The sequence below is a fragment of the Geodermatophilus sp. SYSU D00691 genome (genome assembly GCF_054050275.1).
In genome coordinates, this window is record NZ_JBJGYZ010000008.1 from 105,848 (window position 1) to 123,906 (window position 18,059).

Consider the following 18,059-nt stretch of genomic DNA (forward strand, 5'->3'; position numbering starts at 1 on the left):
CGGCACACGTGGGCGCACCGGCCGGGCAGCGCGGCCGGAGCCCGCCGCGGAGTCGGCAGGTCGTGGCTCGGCTCCGCTCTTCTCCGCTGCTGGTGGCGCGGCGTCCGAGGCTCGGGAGGCCAAGGCGTGGATCAATGCCAGCGTGTCCGGTCCCGACGGAGCGGAGAAGGACAGGCACACCGTCCTGGCGCTGCGCCCTGGCCGGACATGTCGTCAGCCTGCGTGTCCGTCGTCGATGACACATCAGGGAAATCCGTGATCCGCGGACCGTCCCGGCGGATCGATGCTGGTCTCGTCCGCCGCCGGACCGACACGGCATCGGAGGGGTCATGGGCTCCGATGGATCGAGATCTGAGCTGGTGTGGGAGATCCTCGCCTCTGGGTGCTGGGCCGCCTGTCCCGTGCCGTGGGACTGGTGGGCGGAGCGGTACGGCATGCCGGCCCTCGAGGACGGCGGGCCGACCGCGGAGGCGACCGCCGCGGCGGGGCCGCCGGGGCGTCGCCGCCGGTGGAACCTGCGCCGCTCGCGTTCAGGGCCATCCGCGGGGGAGCTCGGCGCGGAACCGGGTGCCGCCGCCCGGGGGGCTGTCGACGGTGAGTCGCCCCTCGACGGTGGCCAGCCGGTCGGCCAGGCCGCGCAGCCCGGCGCCCTCCCTGCGCGCGCCGCCTACACCGTCGTCGGCCACGGTGAGCAGGAGGCGGTCGGGTTCCTCGTCGAGCCGGATCAGGATGCGGCTGGCGCCGGCGTGCTTGACGACGTTGGCCACCGCTTCGCTGGCGCAGAAGTAGGCGGTCGTCTCCACGGTGGTGGGTAGCCGCCCGGGGTCGCCGCCGGTCACCTCGGCCGGGAGCGGGCAGTTCGCGGCCAGCGCGTCCAGCGCAGGGCGCAGTCCCTGATCGGTGAGCACGGCGGGGTAGATCCCGGCGGCGAGCCGCCGCAGCTCGCGGACGGCGGTGGACAGCTCCTCCCGGACGTCCTCGAGGAGGGCCGCGGCCGGGCCACGCCGCGGGATCTCCTGCTCGAGGACCTGCAGCGCCAGGCCGACGCCGAGCAGGCGCTGCTGGGCGCCGTCGTGCAGGTCGCGCTCCACTTGCCGCCGTGCCTGGTCGGCGGCGGCCACGATGCGCAGGCGCGAGGCGCGGACCTCGCTCAGCCGTGCCCGGAGCTCGGCCTGCAACCGGGCGTTCTCCAGCGCCAGCCGGGTGGCCGACGCGGCCGCGTCGAGCAGCGCCCGGTGCTCGGCCACGGACGGGTCGTGGATGACCTCGGCGACCGGCGGGTCGCCGAGCGGGGTCAGCTCCTGGTCGGGCCGCGGCTGGACCACCGCACCCTGGGAGTCGACCAGCCCGGTCGGGGTCGGGAAGGCCACCCGCAACTCCGGGTCGCGCAGGGCCCGGGCCAGGAGGGGCTCGATCTGCTCGGCGGGCGCGCGCTCCAGCTGCACCAGCAAGGCGCCCACCGAGCCGACGGCGAGCCGTTCGCGCAGGATGGCGAACAGCAGCGCGGCGGGCAGCGCGAGGGCGACCGACCAGAGCGCGAGGTGCTCCAGCGGTACCGACAGGCCGGGCGGCAGCCACCGGGCGTAGCCGGCCAGGGCGACTGCCTCCGAGGCGACGTAGCCGGCGGCCGCCAGGCAGCCGGCGACGAGGACGACGACACGGCTGCGGCGCTGCCGCGGGGTCCACCGGCGCGCCTGCCGCACCAGCAGCACCACCACGGCGAGGGCCAGGGCGATGAACCCGACCCGCACGACGATCCGCACGGCGAAGAAGAGCGGCAGGCTCTGCGCGACGGCGAAGCGGCTGGGAGCGCAGAGGTCCCCACAGAGCCACGGCACCGGGGTGTAGGTCAGGGTGAGCGCCACGGTGGCGACCAGGACCAGCGCGAAGCCGGTGCGGACAACGATGCGCTCGGCCCGTCCCGGGAGCCGTCCGGACGGGAAGCCGAGCAGCAGCCACCCCACCAGCACGGGCCCGAGGAGGATCACCGGGACCACCAGGGCGAGCGCCCACAGCTCGCCGGCGAGGGTGTCCGCGGGGAGGACGACCTGACGGAGCATCTGCAGGACGGCGAAGCCCACCATCAGCGGTCCGGTGCGGCTCCCAGGGCGCACCCGCCAGACGACGACCCCGGCGACGGCGAAGAACAGCCCGCCGAGGAAGCCGGAGAGCAGCCACATCGGCGGCGGACCGTCGTACAGGGCGACGCCGAGCGACACCTGCCCGACGGCCAGCGCGGCGACCCCCGCCGCGGCGGCGAGGATCAGCCGCGGGCCTGTCGGGCGGCCCTCGACCTCGGCCACCGGGACATGGTCGCACCGGCGGGGGCAGTGGGGGAGCGCACCGGCCGCCGGGGGTCACCCGGTGGCGGCGGTGAGCGCGGGGAGGAAGCCGAGGGCGTAACCGTCGCGGTCGGGGTGGTAGGTGTCCACGCCGGCGAGGGGACCGTTGATCCAGTCCTGCCCGGCCGGGGCGCAGATGCCGTGCCCGGTGAAGCGGTCCCGGACGTCGACGAAGGTGTCACCGAACGCGCGGGTGACCGTGCCGATGACCTGGTCGAGCAGGTCGGCGCCGGCGTTGAGGGCGGTCCGGCGGGTCTCGTTCGGCACCGGCGCGGGGCAGGGGCCGAGTTCGAACAGCCTGGGGTAGCCGAGGACCAGGACCCGCGCGTGCGGTGCCGCTCGGTGGACGGCCACCAGCAGCGCCGACAGCCGCACCGGAAGCACGGTCGTCGCGATCACCGTGCCCTGTCCGATGGCTGCCAGGCAGGCCTGGTCGTCCACCGCGAGGGTGCAGGTCTGCATGATCGGCCAGAAGCCGACGTCGTTGCCGCCGATCGTGAGGGTCACCAGGTCGGTGTCGCGGGGGATCTGCGGCACCTGTGTGGCGAGGACGTCGAGGGTGGTGGCGCCGGAGCAGGCCAGCAGGGCGAAGGACCGGGCGGCGTGCCGTTGCGCCCAGAGCGGCCCGTACGCCGCGCCGGAGCGCCAGCAGGGGGAGCCGCCCAGGTCGTAGAGGCCGGTTCCCTGCCCGGAGGCTGAGGAGTCGCCGAGGGCGACGTAGTCGATCGGCGGCGCCGCCGCGGCGCTCGCGCCGGGTGACGCGGCGACGGTGGCAGCGAGGGCGAGCGCGACGGCGCAGAGCAGGACGCCGAGCAGGCGGAGGAGTCGTGTGGTCATGGGCGGAACGGTCGGCGGGCGCGCCGTCCCGCACGTCCCGGAAAACACTGATCCTGGGCCTGTCCGGTCATGTTCCCTGCGGTGGCCCGGACGGTGTCGGTGGCCCGTTCTGCAGCCAGGTCACGACGGCCCGCACCCGGCGGTTGTCGGCCTCGGTGTCGGGGATCGCCAGCTTGCGGAAGACGTGCTGTACGTGTGTACCGACGGTGTGCAGCGAGACGACGAGGCGGTCGGCGATGCCGCGGTCGGACAACCCCTCGGCCATCAACGCCAGGACCTGCCGCTCGCGCTCGGTGAGACTGCCGAGCGGACCGGAGTGCGCGCGGCTGCGCATCAGCAGCCGGACGAGCTCCGGGTCGACCACGGTCTCGCCGGCCGCGATCCGCTCCAGGGCCCGGACGAGAGCACCGGCGTCCACGAGCCGGTCCTTGAGCAGGTAGCCCACCCGGTCCGGCGCCTGCTCCAGCAGCCAGGTCACGTAGCCGGGTGCCACGTACTGGGAGAGCACCAGCACCCCGACGTCCGGGTGGCGGTGGCGGATCACCGCCGCCGCTCGCAGCCCCTCGTCGGTGAACGTGGGCGGCATCTTGATGTCGACGACGACGACGTCGGGCTGCGTTCGGGCGACCTCCGCCGCCAGGCGGTCCGGGCGGTCCACGGCGGCCACCACCGCGTGCCCCCTGGACTCCAGCAACCTGGTCAGTCCCTCGCGCACGATCAGCGAGTCCTCAGCCACCGCGACCCGCATGACCATTCCCTGCCAGGGCATCGCAGAGCCGGGGCGCAGCGGTCACCGCCGTCCGCACCGCAGGTCCGCTGTGCGCGGGAGCATGAAGCCACGACGGACCCGGTCGACGGGGCTGACCGCACCGGCGTCGTCCGGGGCCGGTCTCGCGCCGCACAGGATGCGCCCCGGGAAGGCCCGGCGGCAGTGCAGTGCAGCCGCCCCGCCGGCTCCCCCCGTGGCCGGCGGGGCGCACAGCCTGCTGCGCTCGCGACGTTGCCGTGTCGGCCCGTGGTGCGGACCGTGTGGGGACCACGGGGGCCCGCCGTCGGCTACCCGGCCGGCGCACGACGCGGGGTTCCGGGGATGTCGGCGTCTGCGCCCGGACGCTCGAGGTTCAGCCGCGGCTGCTGGTACGTCTGCGGCCGGCCGTCGGCGCCGGGCTCCACCCCTAGGAAGTCATGCCGCCCCAGCGGACCGTCGGGGTCGTGCCAGACGACCCGCACCGGTATCCCGTCCGGGTCGGGGATGTCCATGCCGGCGCCGAACCCGGGAAAGCGCCACACCTCGGTGTGGGCGACGCCGAGCCGGTCGCAGCGCTCCACGACGGCGGCCAGGGCCTCCTCGGCGGGTGCGCTGAGCGCAAAGACGTCGAAGCCGGCCAGGTCGGGCCGGCCCGCGCAGAACTCTCGTCGGCGCAGGTCGATCTCGATCCCGGAGTCCGGGTCGTACAGCGCGACCCCGCGGACCTCGCCGGCCTCGGCGTACTCGGTGACCAGCTCGAGGTCGAACAGCTCGGCGTACCAGGCGGCGCTGCGCCGCAGGTCGGTGACCGGCAGCTTGACGTGCTTGATCCGGCTCAGCCCGAGGCCCACGGCGCGCTCATCCCCCTAGCGCAGGTTCGGCGGGTGTGCGGGGTCGTGGGTGCACGCCGGCCCAGACGCCGCCGACCATGACCGCCGCGACCCGCTCGAGGGCGGTCGGGTCGGTGAGCGGGTCCCCGGCGACCAGCAGCACGTCGGCGTCGTGGCCGGCCCGCAGGCGTCCCTTGCGGTCCGCGAGCCCCAGGTGCCGGGCGGGCACGGCGGTGGCCGAGGCCAGCGCCTCGGCCGGGGAGAACCCGCACTCGGTCAGCTCGCTGACGGCGTCGGTGAGCACACCGTGCGGCTTCGCGGCGCCGATCCCGCCGTCGGTCCCCGACACCAGCACGACGCCGGCGTGGTGCATGGCGGCGACCATCGCGAACCGCTCAGCCCGGCCGCTCTCCGGCGTGAGCCCGGCCCGGGCCATCATCGCCACCAGCGGCGCAGGCACCGGCACGCCCGCCGCCTGTCCCAGCGTGGGGCAGACGACAACCTGCTGGCCGACCAGGGCCGCGAGCACCTCCGGCGTCGGCCTGTGCCCTGCCGCGGTCAGGCAGGTGCAGTGCTCGATGCCGTCACTGCCGGCAGCCAGCGCCTGCTCCACGGCGGGCAGCCCGTGCGCGTGGGCGGTCACCGGCAACCCAGCCGCGTGCGCCTCCTCGACCACCAGCCGCAGCTCCTCGGCGGTGAACTGGCAGCTGAGCACATCGGTGCCGGGTGTGGTGCCACCGCCGCTGGCCATCACCTTCACCACGTCGACACCGCGTGCGGCCCGCTCGGCCACCGCGGCCCGCAACTGCTCGGGCCCCGCGGCCTCGCCGCCCATGTGCCAGCAGTGCCCGCGCACGCTGGTGATCGGCGGCCCCGAGGCCACGATCGTGGGCAGACCCGGAGTTCCCGCGTCGCGGCGGTCCACCACTGCCCAGCGCCGGTCGCCCAGGTCGCGCACGGTGGTCACCCCCGCGGCGAGCTGGGTCCGCAGCGACTCGTCGATGACCGCGTCGAGGTCGTCGTGGGTGAGCGCCCTCAGCCGGTCGAGCGCGCCGTTGCGGCTGTCGGCGCACAGGTGCACGTGCATGTCGATCAGCCCGGGCAGCACCGTCGCGTCGGGGAAGTCGCGCACCGGCCAGCCGGCCGGCACCGGCGCCGCCACCGGCTCGACCCCGACGATGCGGCCATCCTCGACGAACACCGCTGCGCCGCCGGCCAGCACCTGGTCACCGTCGAAGGCCCGGGTTGCGCGGATGACCGCTCTGCCGGCCATCACTGGCTCCTTCCTGCCGGAGGGCCGTCAGCGTCGGCCGCCGTCGTCCTCCGGTGCAGGGTGCGCGCCCGCTCGGAGAGCGGCGCGGAGTTCGCGGAACGACGGGTTGCTCAGGTAGCGGTCAACGCCGATACGAACGGTGGGCACCAGCTCATCACCGTGGTTGAGCGACCGCACGAGGGCGGCCGCGTCGGGGTCGTCCCAGATGTTGGCCGAGTGGAACGGGATGCCCGCGAGCCGAAGCCGGGCCGCCAGTAGACCACCAGCTCTCGCTCATGGCACCCCCTCACGGTTCGTGCCGAGAGGGCTGATGGTCCGCTGGCCGGCCCGGTCCGGCCACTCATTTCCGTGCGCCGGCCGTACTTCCCGTCGCCTGATCGGCGTGCCGCAGGTGCCTTGATCGACTGCCCGCCCGGTGCCGCTCGTTCGCGGCGAACTCGGCGGCGGTGCCGGCGCGGGACCGCACACCCTGGCCGTTGCCGCCTGCCGGGGCATGTGACGCGTCGACGTGGGCGGGCGGTCACCGGGCCGCCCATTCCCGGTGCGGTCCGTGGTGGACGGCGGCGTAGACCTCGTCGCGTAGTTCGTTGGCCCGCTTGTCGGTCAGGGTGCCCGACAGCGGGCGCAGCACCAGACGCAGCAGCACGTTGACCTGGTCTGGGCGCAGGCCCAGCCGGCCGCGGACGGTGGCCGGCAGGTCGGAGTAGCCGGTGCTGGTCACGACGGTCACGGACTCCAGGTCGTCGGCGGCGGGACCGAGGGCGGCGCGGACGGCGTCGCCGAGCAGTTCGGCGTCGACCGGCGCGTCGGAGACGATCGACAGATCACGGCGTACCGGCGGCTGCCCTGACACCGGCCGCCACGGGCTCAGGTCGCGCAGTTGGGCGGCGATGCGCGGCTCGGTCGAGCGCAGCAGGCGGATGTCGTCGATGCCCTTGCGCAGCATCAGCGCTCGGTCCAGGCCCAGGCCCAGGGCCAGTCCGCTCCACCTGGCGGGATCCAGGCCGGCCCTCGCCAGCACCCGGTCGGCGGCCAACCCGCACTCGGCCAGCTCCACCCAGCCGGTCGGCGTGTCCACGTCGATCTGCAGGCCGCGGCGGGTGTAGGGGTGCCGGGCCGGATGGGTGCGCCAGCGTGCCCCGGGGAGGACGGTGTCGACGAGCAGCTTGATCATCTGCTGCAGGTCGTCCTCGTCCAGTCGCCCGCCGGCGCCGCTGGCGATGCGCCAGAGGTCGACCTGGTGCGGGGTGCCCACGTGCAGCCGGTCGATGCTGTCCCGGCGGTAGCACAGGCCGGGCAGCGCCAGCAGGACGTCGGCTTCCGCGGCGTCTTCGCGGGTGCTCGCGGCGACGGCGCGCAGGGCGGGCGGGATGCCGGCGCTGGTGTGGCTGCGCAGCATGACCGTCTCTGCGGCGTAGCGGCTGTACCGGGCGTCGCGGGTGACGTCTTCGGCGGCGTAGCCGAGGCGGTCGTAGTTGTCCTCGACGCTTACCAGCGGCGCGCGCCGTTGCAGGTCGAGGGTGCAGCCCCACGCGTCGGTCAGCGCGGTCAGCACGTCGTCGAGCAGCAGCTGCATCGCATGCGGCCCGCCGGCAGGGTCGGACAGGTCTCGCAGCTCGAGAGCGACTTTCAGGTCGTCGGCGGAGAGCAGGGTGGTCACGGAGTCCCCCTCAGGATGTCGGGTCGGGTGGCGAGTTCACCCCCGACCGACGGCTCCGTGAACGGGACTACCGGCAGACCTCGGAGCCCGCACGGCTGCTCGGCAGCCGGGGGCAGGAAAACGAGGTTGCGCGTCCGGGCACGGACCGACGGTAGCCCTCTTCGGGCGCCATCGTCCACGAGAATGGGTCACGACGACGCCGGCTGAGCGTCGCGGGGTCGCACGCCGGCGGCGGCGGCGTCCACGGCGCGAACCCCTCATCCGGCGCGGACCCCGACGACGAGGGCCGGCACCAGCGGATGGAACACGACCGTGTGCACCTGCTGGAGTCCGGCTGCCCGCAGCCGCCGGACCGTCTCCGAGGCGTCCCAGGCGCAGGCGTCGCCGCCGGCCTGCCGCCACGCCCAGACGGCGCGGCCGAGCGGGCTCTCGGCCGCGGGATGCGCGGCCACGACGAGCCAGCCGCCGGGGCGCAACGCCGTGTGGATCCGCGGCAACGCGGTGACGACGGCGTGCTCCGGCACGAAGTAGGCCGGCAGGTAGACCAGGTCGTAGGCCTCGACCTCACTCAGCGCCGCGACGTCCTGGTGCCGCAGGCTGATCCGCGCCGACAGCCCGCGCTCGGCCACCGTCCGCCGGGCGACGTCGAGGACGTCGTCGAGCACGTCGATGCCGACCACCCGCAGCGACGGAGCCGCCTCCGCGAAGGCGACCGCGATCTCCCCGACCCCGGTACCCACGTCGAGGACGGCCGTGCCCGGTGCGGCGAGCCGGTCGGCGAGATCGCCCAGCCGGGGCGCGAGCTGGGTGACGAACGTGGTCGCGGCCGGGCCGGACAGCCGGCCGAGGTCGACCTTGAGCGCGAGGTCCTGCTCCACCCAGGTCAGCCGGCCGTCGGCGGCCGCCGCGGCCCGCCGCAGGGTCACCGCCAGCCGCTGGGCCAGCCCGCGGCGGATCCGGTCAGGCAGCTGGGCCAGGTGCGGGACGAGCGCCCAGCCGCCTTCCGCGCTCCGTACGGCCATCCCCAGCTCGGCGAGGACCCGGCCCTGCTCCTCGGACAGGAGGCCGGGAGTGTCCTGACGCAGTGCGTCGGCGACCGCGGCGAGCGCGAACGCCGCGTCCGTGAGTTGGCCGACGCGCCGGGCCATCTCCTCCATCCCGACCGCCTGGCCGGTGTCGCCGTCCGCGTGCATGGCCGCACCCCGCTTCGGATCGCAACGGCCGGGGGCCCGGTGAGCCCCCGGAGGGCCAGGATGGCGCAGGACCGCACACAGGTCACCGGGCCCGGGACCCGATGCGGGGACGGACGGCACCGGCGGGGACCTCGTGGTCGAGGTCCCATCCAATGACGGCGGTCGTCCGGAGGACGTCCCCCGGTGACACCTCTCCGTGCACGCCCGACACTGGACGGCCACCGGCTCGGGACGGGCAGGGAGGCCGCATGACCGCGAGCTACCGCCGACTGCGTCTCACGTCGCGGCCATCGGGCCTGCCGGCGCCGACGGACTTCGCGGTGACCACCGAGCCGGTCCCGGAGCCGGGGGACGGGGAGTTCGTCGTCGAGGTCACGTACGTGTCCCTCGATCCGGCGATGCGCGGCTGGATGAGGGACGTGCGCTCCTACCTGCCGCCGGTGGGCATCGGCGAGGTCATGCGGGCCGGCGGGATCGGCCGGATCACCGCGTCCGCGCACCCGGGGTTCGCGGTCGGCGACTGGGTCCTCGGCTTCTTCGGGGTCCAGGAGTACGCCGTCTCCGATGGCCGCGGCGTGCGCCGGGTGGATCCGGACGTCGCGCCGCTGCCCAGGTACCTCGGCGCGCTCGGAGGCACCGGCCTGACCGCCTACTTCGGGTTGCTCGACGTCGGTCGCCCGGAGCCGGGGGACACGGTCCTCGTGTCGGCTGCGGCAGGCGCGGTCGGCAGCGTCGCCGGTCAGCTCGCCCGCATCCACGGGTGCCGGGTGATCGGCATCGCCGGCGGCCCGGACAAGTGCCGCCGGCTGGTCGAGGAGCTGCGGTTCGACGCGGCCATCGACTACAAGAACCAGGACGTCGCGGCCGAGCTCCGGCGGCTCGCCCCGGACGGGGTGAACGTGTACTTCGACAACGTGGGCGGGGTGATCCTCGACGCCGCCCTCACCCGGCTCGCCCGCGGCGCCCGGGTCGTCATCTGTGGCGCCATCTCGCAGTACAACGCCGAGCGTGTCCGAGGCCCGGCGAACTACCTGATGCTGCTGGTGGCGCGCGCCTCGATGACCGGGATGCTGGTACTCGACTACGCCGACCGCTTTCCCGAGGCCATCGGCGCACTCGCCGGCTGGCTGCACGCCGGTGACCTCCTCGCCCGGGAGGAGGTCGTGCACGGCAGCGTCGAGGACTTCGTCCCCGTGCTGCTCGGCCTGTTCACCGGTGCGCACACCGGCAAGCTCGTGCTGGCCCTCGACCGCTGAGCCCTGGGTGGGAGGGCCTTGACCTCGTCGGCGGCAGCGCGGAAGTTCGGCGCGAGCTCAGCGCTGCGCCGTACGACCCTCGGGAGGTCCTCGTGACCACCCCGACGACCACATCCGCCGACCCCCCCGCCCAGTTCGCCGCGACCCGGGACCGGCTCGAGGTCGCCTACTCCCGCGTCGTGGAACTGCGCCGGCGGTTGCTGCGCTGCGAGGACGACGTGCGGAAGCTGACCGACGAGGCTTACCGACAGCTCGTGGGGATGTGGGCAGACACCGTCAGGCAGCAGCGATGGCAACGACCCCGCCAGCGGCGCTCGCAGCCGGCAGAGGCGTCGCGACAGGGGCGGCGTTCACCTGCCCGCTCTGTCTCATCGCTCGCCCGTCGTGGACCGCGGCGACCCGCGCGACATCGAGGACCCCGACGGCGTCGTCCCCGGCAGGGTGTGCCGGGTTCGGCAGCCCCTTGGAGACGCCCTGCAGAAGGCCCCCGGCTGGCCGGAGCGCTCCACGACACCGATTCGTTCGTGTTGGCGACAACGCGCGGGGCGCTCGACGCCTGCGTGCAGATCTGGTCGCCCAGCAGATCCGCACAGCCCGATCGTCCCCGCAGCGGCGATTCCGCTACGACGACGGCGAACCGTCCCTGCATTCTGCGCCGACCGACTTCAGCGGCCGGGCGCGCGAGTTCATGAGCGAGAGAGGAACTCTCGCGCCGCGCTCACCACGGCGTCGGGCCGCTCGTCCACCACGTAGTGCCCCGCCTGGTCGACCCAGACGAGCGCGAGGTCGTCCGCATGCCTCTCGTATCCACTCAGCACGTGCGCCCCTATCTCCGGGGACTGCACACGGTCCTCGGTCCCGTACAGAGCCCGGGTCGGTGTGCTCAGCCGCATGCCGCGGTAGCGCCCGCGGAAGATCCGCCAGATCTGCGGCACGATGAACTGGCGGTAGAGCGCCGACCCCGCGCGGGCGCGGGCCGGATCCCGCAGCCGGGCGACGAAGGCTTCCAAGTCCTCCTCGGGCCAGGTGAAGCCCGGGGCCGTGAAGCTCTGGAACACGTAGCGCGTGAGCCACTGGCTCCCCGCGCTCAGTCCCGCGGGCCCGAGGACGGGCGAGGCGATCACGGGCTGGAACCACAGCCGCCAGCCGCCCTGCAGCATCCGCGGATGGAACCGTGCGAAGGGGTGAGGGGCTCCCGTGGACACGAAGCTGTGCACCCGCTCCGGGTACCGCAGGCACAGATCGAAGCCGACCAAGGAGCCGGCGTCGTGCCCGATCAGGCGGACCTGCTGCAGGCCCAGCTCGTCGAGCAACGCGACGACGTCGGCCAGTTGCTGCTCGCCGGTGTAGCCCACGGCGGGGGCGTCGGTCCACCCCGCGCCGCGCAGGTCGGGACAGATCACCCGGTAGCGCTCCGCCAGCGCCGGCAGCACGGCCCGCCACTCCCACCAGTGCTGCCCGAAGCCGTGCAGGAGCACGACCGGCTCGCCGTGGCCTGCTTCGGCCACGTGCATACGCAGGTCCGGTAGCTGGACGAAGCGGTGCTGCACTCCATCGAGATGCGGCCATCCCGCATGTCCAGGCGCCCCTCCGGCGTCCGACGGCTGAGCTGCCTCGTGGGCGGCGTCGTCCACGCCGTCACCGTAGGCGGGGGTCAGGTGGGTGTCACTGCTCACGGGACGGCGAGGTGGATCAGTCGCAGCGGCCTGATCGCCGTGCGCCCTCACACCGCCCGTGTGAGCCAGATGTCAGCGGATCGCCGCACTGAACGAGACCATCAGACCGGTTCTGGCAGTGCTTTCAACCAAGTCGGCACGAGAGAGTGGCCTGCGTGAACGGCTTCAGGGATGGCCCCCGATCCATCTGGATGGTCGCCCTGCATTCTCGTCAGGCGGCTCTTTGGTGGTGCCACCGTGGTGGCCAAGAAGCGGTGTTCGGGGCTGTCCGCGAGGGTTCGTGGACGGTCGGCCAACTCTCTGATCTGCCGGGAGGAACCAGGACGAACACGCCGGGACTGCCTCAAGCCGCCCTGGCAGTGTGCGGGAACTGGTGGCGCGACACCGAGGGCAGTGGGAGGAGGTCGGCGCGTGGCCATGACCCAACTGGGTCACGGCGACGCATCGGGCGACTCGAGAGGCGCGTCGCCAGGGGATTTCACGATGCGCGCGTGACCCATTCATGACCCCGCAGCGGAGAACAGGGGTCTTGAAAGGGGTCAACCGGGCCGTCCGAAGGCTTCTCCAGACCTTCTCCAGTCGGCCCGACAAGACGACTGACCTGCGGTGATGCCTGGGGCGGGGGACGGGAATCGAACCCGCATGGCCGGCTTGGAAGTGTCGGCGTCACCAGCCGCCCCAGCTCCACGAAGTCGCATCGTGGTGGAGCCGCGACCGGCACCCTGCTGGCGGGAACGTGGCAACCAACGGGCTCACGCCAGGCGGAGGGCGCCGTCGCCGGTTCTCACCTGCACGGCCTGGATCCCGGGCGGCCCGGGCGTGATGCGGACCTCGGGTGGCAGCGAGCCCAGCCACTCGGTGATGGGTTCAGGGCCGGGTCCGCTGAGCTCGAGCACGGCGATGCCGTCGACGGATGCGGCTGCTCCGGTGTGGCGTGGTTCCAGGTGGGCGGTGTCGGCATCTCGGGTGTAGGTGATGAAGAAGGGCAGGAAGCCGTTGGTCGTGTGGGCGGGGTCGGCTTGGACGGTCCACCACAGCGGATGGCTGGCGCCGCCCCGGGAGCCGGGGGTCGGTGCCACCCCGGCGCGGGCGGCCACGGCTGCGACGTCGTCGAGGCAGACGGCCCAGGCCAGCCACCGATCACCGTCGCGCACCAGCGCCGCCAGCGCGGCCCCGTCGGGCGTCTGCGGGTTGTGCGCCATGATCAGCTCGAGGTAGTTGCCCCGCCCCAGCGGGATGGCGCGGTTGGCCCAGCCGGTGCCGTCGATCACGGCCCGGCTGCTGGCATGGAAGCCGAAGTCACGCCGTAGCCGGGCTGCGGTGGCATCGAGGTCGCGCACGCCGAGCAACACGTGGTCGACGTGCCCGGTTTCGGTCCGCTGCATCACGGGCTACCCCGCTTCCACGCCGGATCGGCGTCCTGCGAGCGATACTGCCTGTCGAGTACCCAGGGCTTCAGGCGCAGGCCTTGCCGGCGACGTTCTTCCAACCCCCTTGACGGACGCTCTCGGCCGCGGGCAAGGCCACGACGTTGTACCCCGAAACAGCCCCGAACGGAACCGTTCGACGGCGGGAAGTTCCCTCTTAGGCGCCAAAGCCCAGTGGAGCGCCGGTGCCACTGTCGTGGGCCAGCAGCGGCCCGCTGTTCGCACGGGGGTGACATCCATGAGCGACTGGGTGACCTGGAGAGCAGTGCCCGAGATGCGGAAGGCGTGCAGGCGTCGGCTGGATCACAGTGGTGTGGGTCAGTGGTGAGTCGGCGGAGCTGGTTCCGGAGGAGTACGACTGCTCCTCGGGATGCCGCCTGCGTCCCGACGAACTGCGCCACCCCTTCGCGGACGCGCCGTGAGCGCCCTGGACGCCGAAACCCCGCCCGCGGTGACACGCAGCGCCCCACCGGCGCCTCGCTTCGCGAGCCGGTCACATGGGCGTGTTGTGGCGGTCGTTCGAAGGAACGGCTCCTCGCTGTTGCTCCGACCTGCAGTCACCGGGACTGCCACGCGCACGTGTCCCGTCTCATGCCGTACCGCTGACCCGCCGTGCCCCATGGTGTCGCCCGGAATCGATACCAGCCGCAAGTCTCGGGAGAGGCTGCTCATGGACGTGGGAGGCCCCGATCCCAGCGCGGCTCCGCAGGCGCGTCTTCGGGGACGCGTTCGGGTACCCCTCGGGCAGGTGGTTCTCGATCGCCTCGCTCGGTGGGGCGTCGACGGATGGGCGGTGCTGTCGATCCACGAGAACGTAGGTGATGTAGTCCGCCGGGTCGTAGGTGTTCATGATCGACTCCCGTTGCTCGTCGCTGCTCGTCATGAGCGCACCGGTGAGCGCCAGCACGCGGCCGTCGAGACTGCTGGGACCCAGCCGGCTGGCACGTGCACCGGCGTCGTGTCGCCGAGCGGAGGGGAAGCGCCCCTCCCGGGCCGTTACGGGCTCGCGCCGTGGGTGTCCTTGTGCAGGGTCGTGAAGACCTCGAGAAGTCGTCTCCGCGCAGGCTCGGGGAGCGTGGGGGAGGGCAGGCTTCGGAGCGAGGCAGCGGTGCTGCGGATCTGCTCGAGGTAGGTGCGGCACGGCTCGCACAGCTCGAGGTGCGCGGCGATGGCGTTCTCGACGTCTTGGGGGAGGGTCCGCTCGAGATGTTCCGTGACCAGTTCGACGAACTCCTGGCAGGCGATCTCCACGACGTCCCGGTCGGTGGTGGGTCGTGACGCCGGCGGTTCATCCACGGTGCTCTCCTTCCCCCGCGACACCGCGGCACGCGCGCTCCAGCCTCCCGCGACCGCCGTCCAGCGGAGCCGTGGCGGCGCCCGGTTCGAGGTGCGAGCGGAATCCGGCGTCGGGCGCCGGGCCGTCGAACCGGGAGCAGCACAGCCACTGGACGGTGCCGGCCCGGTCGACCAGGGCGCAGGAGTGCCGGTCGGCGATCGGCGTGGAGCTCATGGGGATCTCCCGGGGGACCAGCGAGTCTCGTTCCTGTGGTCCCGCCGATCGGCCGCCCGTTACGCGTAACGCCGGACGGCCGACGGCGGACGTCGGCACCGAGTCCGAGGAGGCCGCATGTCCGAGATCCAGCCCGCCCAGCTCGAGGTCGACGTCGTCGTGATCGGGGGCGGGCCCGCGGGGGAGGTCGTCGCGGGCCGCTGCGCCGACCGTGGCCTGGAAACCGTGCTGGTCGAGCGGGAGTTGATCGGCGGGGAGTGCTCCTACTGGGGGTGCATCCCGAGCAAGACGTTGCTCCGGCCGGGCGAGGCGCTCGCGTCGGCCGCGCGGGTGCCCGGCGCCGCCGCGGCCCTCATGGGCGTGGTGGACGTGACCGCGGCCTTCGCCCGCCGGGACTACATGACCTCCCACTGGATGGACGCCGGTCAGGAGCGCTGGCTGGCCGACCACGGCGTGCGGCTGCTGCGTGGCATCGGCCGGCTCGCCGGCGTTCGCAAGGTGAAGGTGGACGGTGGCCCGCGGGTGACGGCCCGTCGGGCCGTCGTGCTGGCCACGGGCAGCAGCGCCGTGCTGCCGCCGGTGCCAGGGCTGGCCGAGGTGCGCCCGTGGGACAACCGGGCCGCCACGGCGGCGAAGGAGGTGCCCAGGCGGCTACTCGTGCTCGGGGGCGGGGCCGTCGGGTTGGAGCTCGCGCAGGCGTTCCACCGGCTCGGCGCCGCGGAGGTGACCGTGGTGGAGGGCGGCCCGAGACTGCTGCCCCGCGAGGAGCCCTTCGCCGGCGAGCAGGTGCGGACGGCGTTCGAACAGGAGGGCGTCACGATCCGGGTGGGCACCCGGCTGACCTCCGTCCGACGGGACGGCACGGACGGACCGGTGCGGGCCACGCTGAGCACCGGCCAGGAGATGACCGCGGACGAGGTGCTCGTGGCCACTGGTCGTCGCCCGCGCACCGACGACCTCGGGCTGGGCAGCGTGGGGCTGAAGCCCGGGCGGCCGGTGAAGGTCAACGACCGGCTCCGCGCCACCGGCGTCCCCGGCGGCTGGCTGTACGCCGTGGGGGACTGCACCGGGCTGGCGCCGCTGACCCACATGGGGAAGTACCAGGCACGGATCGCAGCCGACGTCATCACCGGCCGGGACGTCCGGGACCGGGCCAGTCTGGACATCGTGACACGGGTGACCTTCACCGATCCGCAGGTGTGCGCGGTGGGCCTCACCGTGGCCGAGGCGCAGCAGCGCGGGATCGCGGTCCGGGTGCTCGACGTCGACACCGGCGCCGTCCCCGGTTCGTACGTGCTCGGCGAGGGGCTGGAGGGCACCACGCGGCTGGTGGTCGACGAGGCGACCGACACGCTGGTGGGCGCCACCATCACCGGCAGCGGAGTGCAGGAACTCCTGCACTCAGCCGCCGTCGCGGTCGCCGGCCGCATCCCGCTGCCCGAACTGCGGCACGCCGTGCCGGCGTTCCCCACCGTCGCCGAGGTCTGGTTGCAGGCCCTCGACGCGGCCGGACTCTGACCTTCGATCCGGAGGCCCCCGTGCCCGATGTCTCGTTCACGAACCTGCTGATCATCGCCGGCGTCGCCGCCGCAGTCCCGTTCGCCCTCGGTTGGGCGCCGCGGTTGCGCGTCCCCGCCGTGGTGCTGGAGATCGTCGCCGGCGTGGTGCTGGGCCCGTCGGTGCTCGGCTGGGTCGAGGTGGACCTCCCGGTCCAGGTGCTGTCCCTCTTCGGCCTCGCCTTCCTGCTGATGCTCGCCGGGTTGGAGATCGACCTGCACGGGCTGCGCGGGCGGCTGCTCGGGGTCGCGGGCCTCGGGTACGGCGTCAGCCTGGTGCTCGCCGTGTTGGTGGGCGTCGGGGCGCAGGCGGCCGGCTGGACGTCGGCGCCGCTGTTCCTCGCGATCGCCCTCACGGCGACGTCGCTCGGGCTGGTCGTCCCGGTCCTCAAGGACGCCGGCCGCGCCGGGGACGCCGTTGGGCAGACGACCATCGCCGCGGCGTCGGTCGCCGATTTCGCCGCGATCGTGCTGCTGTCCCTGCTGTTCTCCACCGCCGGCGGCAGCGCCGGGACGACGGCCGGATTCTTGGCCGGGTTGGGGGTGCTGGTCGTCGTGCTGGCGCTGGGCGTCGGTCGGGCGCGGATGTCGGCGCGGCTGGGCGATGTGCTGGTGCGGCTGCAGGACACCACGGCCGAGATCCGGATCCGGCTCGTGGTGCTGCTGCTGATCGCCTTCGTGACGCTCGCCGAGCGGCTGGGCCTGGAGCTCATCCTCGGGGCGTTCCTCGCCGGCGCGCTGGTCGGGCTGGTCGACCGCGACTCCTCCACCCATCCCCGGTTCCGCGCCAAGCTCGACGCCATCGGCTACGGCTTCCTCATCCCGGTGTTCTTCGTGAGCAGCGGCGCGCGGCTGGACCTGCGCGGACTGCTGGAGCAGCCGACGGCCCTGCTGCAGGTGCCGGTCTTCCTGATCGCGCTGCTCGTGGTCCGGGGTCTGCCCGCGGTGCTGTACCGACGCGCTCTCGGGCGGGCCGGGGCCGTCGCCGCGGGCCTGCTGCAGGCCACGTCCTTGCCGTTCCTGGTCACCGCGGCGCAGATCGGCACGGAGACCGGCCGGCTGTCCGCCACCACCGCCACGGCGCTGGTGTTCGCCGGGCTGCTGTCGGTGCTGGTCTTCCCCGCGGCCGCGCTCGGCGTCCTGAGCCGTCCGCGGGCCCTGCCGGTGCCCGAGCCGCGGTTCGGCCGGGCCCGAGGGCGGCCGCCGGTGACCGCACGGGCTCGTCGATGAGCCTGCCGGGGCGACTGCTCGCCGTGTCCGTCGGCCGCCCGAGGACGGTCACCTGACGGGGACGGCACGTCGACACGGCGATCTGGAAGACCCCGGTGGGTGCGCAGGCTCGATGCGGACGGGGACGAGCAGGCCGTCGGGCGGGCCGATGTGGTCGATCGCGACGCCCTCCGCGCCCAGGCGGATGGCGATCGCCTGGCCGATCCGGGAGCTTCCGCCGTTGACCAGTGCCTTCTCGTCCTGCAGACCCTCCACGTCCTGCTCCGGTCCTCGAGCACCCGCCTGCGTCCCTGCGTGAAGACGACGGCCGTGTCCGCCGTGTCGCTGATCCGTGAGGCGGCCGCCGTGGCGCCGAACGAGGTGTTCCAGAAGGCGCGGCTGCTGGGCGGCCCCTCGTGCGGTCCCACGTGCAGATCGGGCTCCTGCGTCGCCGAGTTGCCGAGCGAGCAGCCGTGGTCGACCGCCTCCAGCACGAGACCGAGGTAGAGGCGCTCGGGCCGGGGCACCGGCTCGATCGGCAG

Annotated in this window: 15 protein-coding genes; 3 read left to right on the forward strand and 12 right to left on the reverse strand. The window is 73.7% G+C overall.

Going from position 1 to position 18,059, the window contains the following annotated elements; genetic code table 11:
* Positions 1–530: 530 nt before the first annotated feature.
* The 7 genes from ACI797_RS08300 to ACI797_RS08330 all read right to left on the reverse strand — a co-directional run bounded on the left by ACI797_RS08300 (position 531) and on the right by ACI797_RS08330 (position 8,883).
* On the reverse strand, positions 531–2,303 hold the full coding sequence (locus tag ACI797_RS08300; protein ID WP_456858146.1) for a sensor histidine kinase: 1,773 nt from the start codon (positions 2,301–2,303) through the stop codon (positions 531–533).
* A gap of 54 nt (positions 2,304–2,357) precedes the next feature.
* Complete coding sequence (locus ACI797_RS08305; protein ID WP_456858147.1) at positions 2,358–3,179, reverse strand: SGNH/GDSL hydrolase family protein; 822 nt, start codon at positions 3,177–3,179, stop codon at positions 2,358–2,360.
* A gap of 67 nt (positions 3,180–3,246) precedes the next feature.
* Positions 3,247–3,927: a LuxR C-terminal-related transcriptional regulator gene (locus ACI797_RS08310; protein WP_456858148.1), complete on the reverse strand. Its 681-nt coding sequence runs from the start codon at positions 3,925–3,927 to the stop codon at positions 3,247–3,249.
* 308 nt (positions 3,928–4,235) lie between these two features.
* A complete protein-coding gene (locus tag ACI797_RS08315; RefSeq protein ID WP_456858149.1) occupies positions 4,236–4,778 on the reverse strand; it encodes a VOC family protein in 543 nt (180 codons plus the stop codon).
* 7 nt (positions 4,779–4,785) lie between these two features.
* Entirely contained in the window at positions 4,786–6,030 is a 1,245-nt protein-coding gene (locus ACI797_RS08320; protein WP_456858150.1) for an amidohydrolase family protein, read from the reverse strand.
* Positions 6,031–6,550: 520 nt separating this feature from the next.
* Positions 6,551–7,690: a PheS-related mystery ligase SrmL gene (gene srmL / locus ACI797_RS08325; protein ID WP_456858151.1), complete on the reverse strand. Its 1,140-nt coding sequence runs from the start codon at positions 7,688–7,690 to the stop codon at positions 6,551–6,553.
* A 257-nt stretch (positions 7,691–7,947) separates the two neighbouring features.
* Positions 7,948–8,883 carry an SAM-dependent methyltransferase gene (locus ACI797_RS08330; protein WP_456858152.1) on the reverse strand — a complete coding sequence of 312 codons (936 nt, stop codon included), beginning with the start codon at positions 8,881–8,883 and terminating at the stop codon, positions 7,948–7,950.
* Positions 8,884–9,131: 248 nt separating this feature from the next.
* Here ACI797_RS08330 and ACI797_RS08335 point away from each other — a divergent pair, with 248 nt between their 5' ends.
* Positions 9,132–10,139, forward strand: coding sequence for an NADP-dependent oxidoreductase (locus tag ACI797_RS08335; RefSeq protein ID WP_456858153.1), 1,008 nt, complete (start codon positions 9,132–9,134; stop codon positions 10,137–10,139).
* Between the two features lie 686 nt (positions 10,140–10,825).
* Here ACI797_RS08335 and ACI797_RS08340 read toward each other — a convergent pair.
* From ACI797_RS08340 to ACI797_RS08355, 4 genes are all read right to left on the reverse strand, one after another.
* A complete protein-coding gene (locus ACI797_RS08340; protein WP_456858154.1) occupies positions 10,826–11,773 on the reverse strand; it encodes an alpha/beta fold hydrolase in 948 nt (315 codons plus the stop codon).
* 794 nt (positions 11,774–12,567) lie between these two features.
* The gene (locus tag ACI797_RS08345) at positions 12,568–13,200 is read right to left on the reverse strand and encodes a VOC family protein (RefSeq protein WP_456858155.1); all 633 of its coding nucleotides are present in this window, start codon (positions 13,198–13,200) and stop codon (positions 12,568–12,570) included.
* 1,038 nt (positions 13,201–14,238) lie between these two features.
* Positions 14,239–14,538: an anti-sigma factor family protein gene (locus tag ACI797_RS08350; RefSeq protein WP_456858156.1), complete on the reverse strand. Its 300-nt coding sequence runs from the start codon at positions 14,536–14,538 to the stop codon at positions 14,239–14,241.
* Positions 14,531–14,752 (reverse strand): hypothetical protein, encoded by a 222-nt coding sequence (locus tag ACI797_RS08355; protein ID WP_456858157.1) that lies wholly within the window; start codon positions 14,750–14,752, stop codon positions 14,531–14,533. The genes ACI797_RS08350 and ACI797_RS08355 overlap by 8 nt, the downstream gene beginning before the upstream one ends.
* Before the next feature lie 117 nt (positions 14,753–14,869).
* Between ACI797_RS08355 and ACI797_RS08360 the strand changes: the two genes are divergently transcribed.
* Together ACI797_RS08360 and ACI797_RS08365 are read left to right on the forward strand one after the other, a co-directional pair.
* The gene (locus ACI797_RS08360; RefSeq protein WP_456858158.1) at positions 14,870–16,270 is read left to right on the forward strand and encodes a dihydrolipoyl dehydrogenase family protein; all 1,401 of its coding nucleotides are present in this window, start codon (positions 14,870–14,872) and stop codon (positions 16,268–16,270) included.
* 20 nt (positions 16,271–16,290) lie between these two features.
* A complete protein-coding gene (locus ACI797_RS08365) occupies positions 16,291–17,538 on the forward strand; it encodes a cation:proton antiporter (protein ID WP_456858159.1) in 1,248 nt (415 codons plus the stop codon).
* Between the two features lie 48 nt (positions 17,539–17,586).
* Here the strand turns inward: ACI797_RS08365 and ACI797_RS08370 are convergent, their stop codons facing one another.
* A complete protein-coding gene (locus ACI797_RS08370; protein WP_456858160.1) occupies positions 17,587–17,793 on the reverse strand; it encodes a hypothetical protein in 207 nt (68 codons plus the stop codon).
* Positions 17,794–18,059: the final 266 nt, after the last annotated feature.

Excerpts from the sequence above, each read along its gene's own strand:
- ACI797_RS08305 (WP_456858147.1), bottom strand. The coding sequence starts at position 3,179 with ATGACCACACGACTCCTCCGCCTGCTCGGCGTCCTGCTCTGCGCCGTC.
- ACI797_RS08310 (WP_456858148.1), bottom strand. The coding sequence starts at position 3,927 with ATGCGGGTCGCGGTGGCTGAGGACTCGCTGATCGTGCGCGAGGGACTG.
- ACI797_RS08320 (WP_456858150.1), bottom strand. The coding sequence starts at position 6,030 with ATGGCCGGCAGAGCGGTCATCCGCGCAACCCGGGCCTTCGACGGTGAC.
- ACI797_RS08330 (WP_456858152.1), bottom strand. The coding sequence starts at position 8,883 with ATGCACGCGGACGGCGACACCGGCCAGGCGGTCGGGATGGAGGAGATG.
- ACI797_RS08335 (WP_456858153.1), top strand. The coding sequence starts at position 9,132 with ATGACCGCGAGCTACCGCCGACTGCGTCTCACGTCGCGGCCATCGGGC.
- ACI797_RS08345 (WP_456858155.1), bottom strand. The coding sequence starts at position 13,200 with ATGCAGCGGACCGAAACCGGGCACGTCGACCACGTGTTGCTCGGCGTG.
- ACI797_RS08355 (WP_456858157.1), bottom strand. The coding sequence starts at position 14,752 with ATGAGCTCCACGCCGATCGCCGACCGGCACTCCTGCGCCCTGGTCGAC.
- ACI797_RS08360 (WP_456858158.1), top strand. The coding sequence starts at position 14,870 with ATGTCCGAGATCCAGCCCGCCCAGCTCGAGGTCGACGTCGTCGTGATC.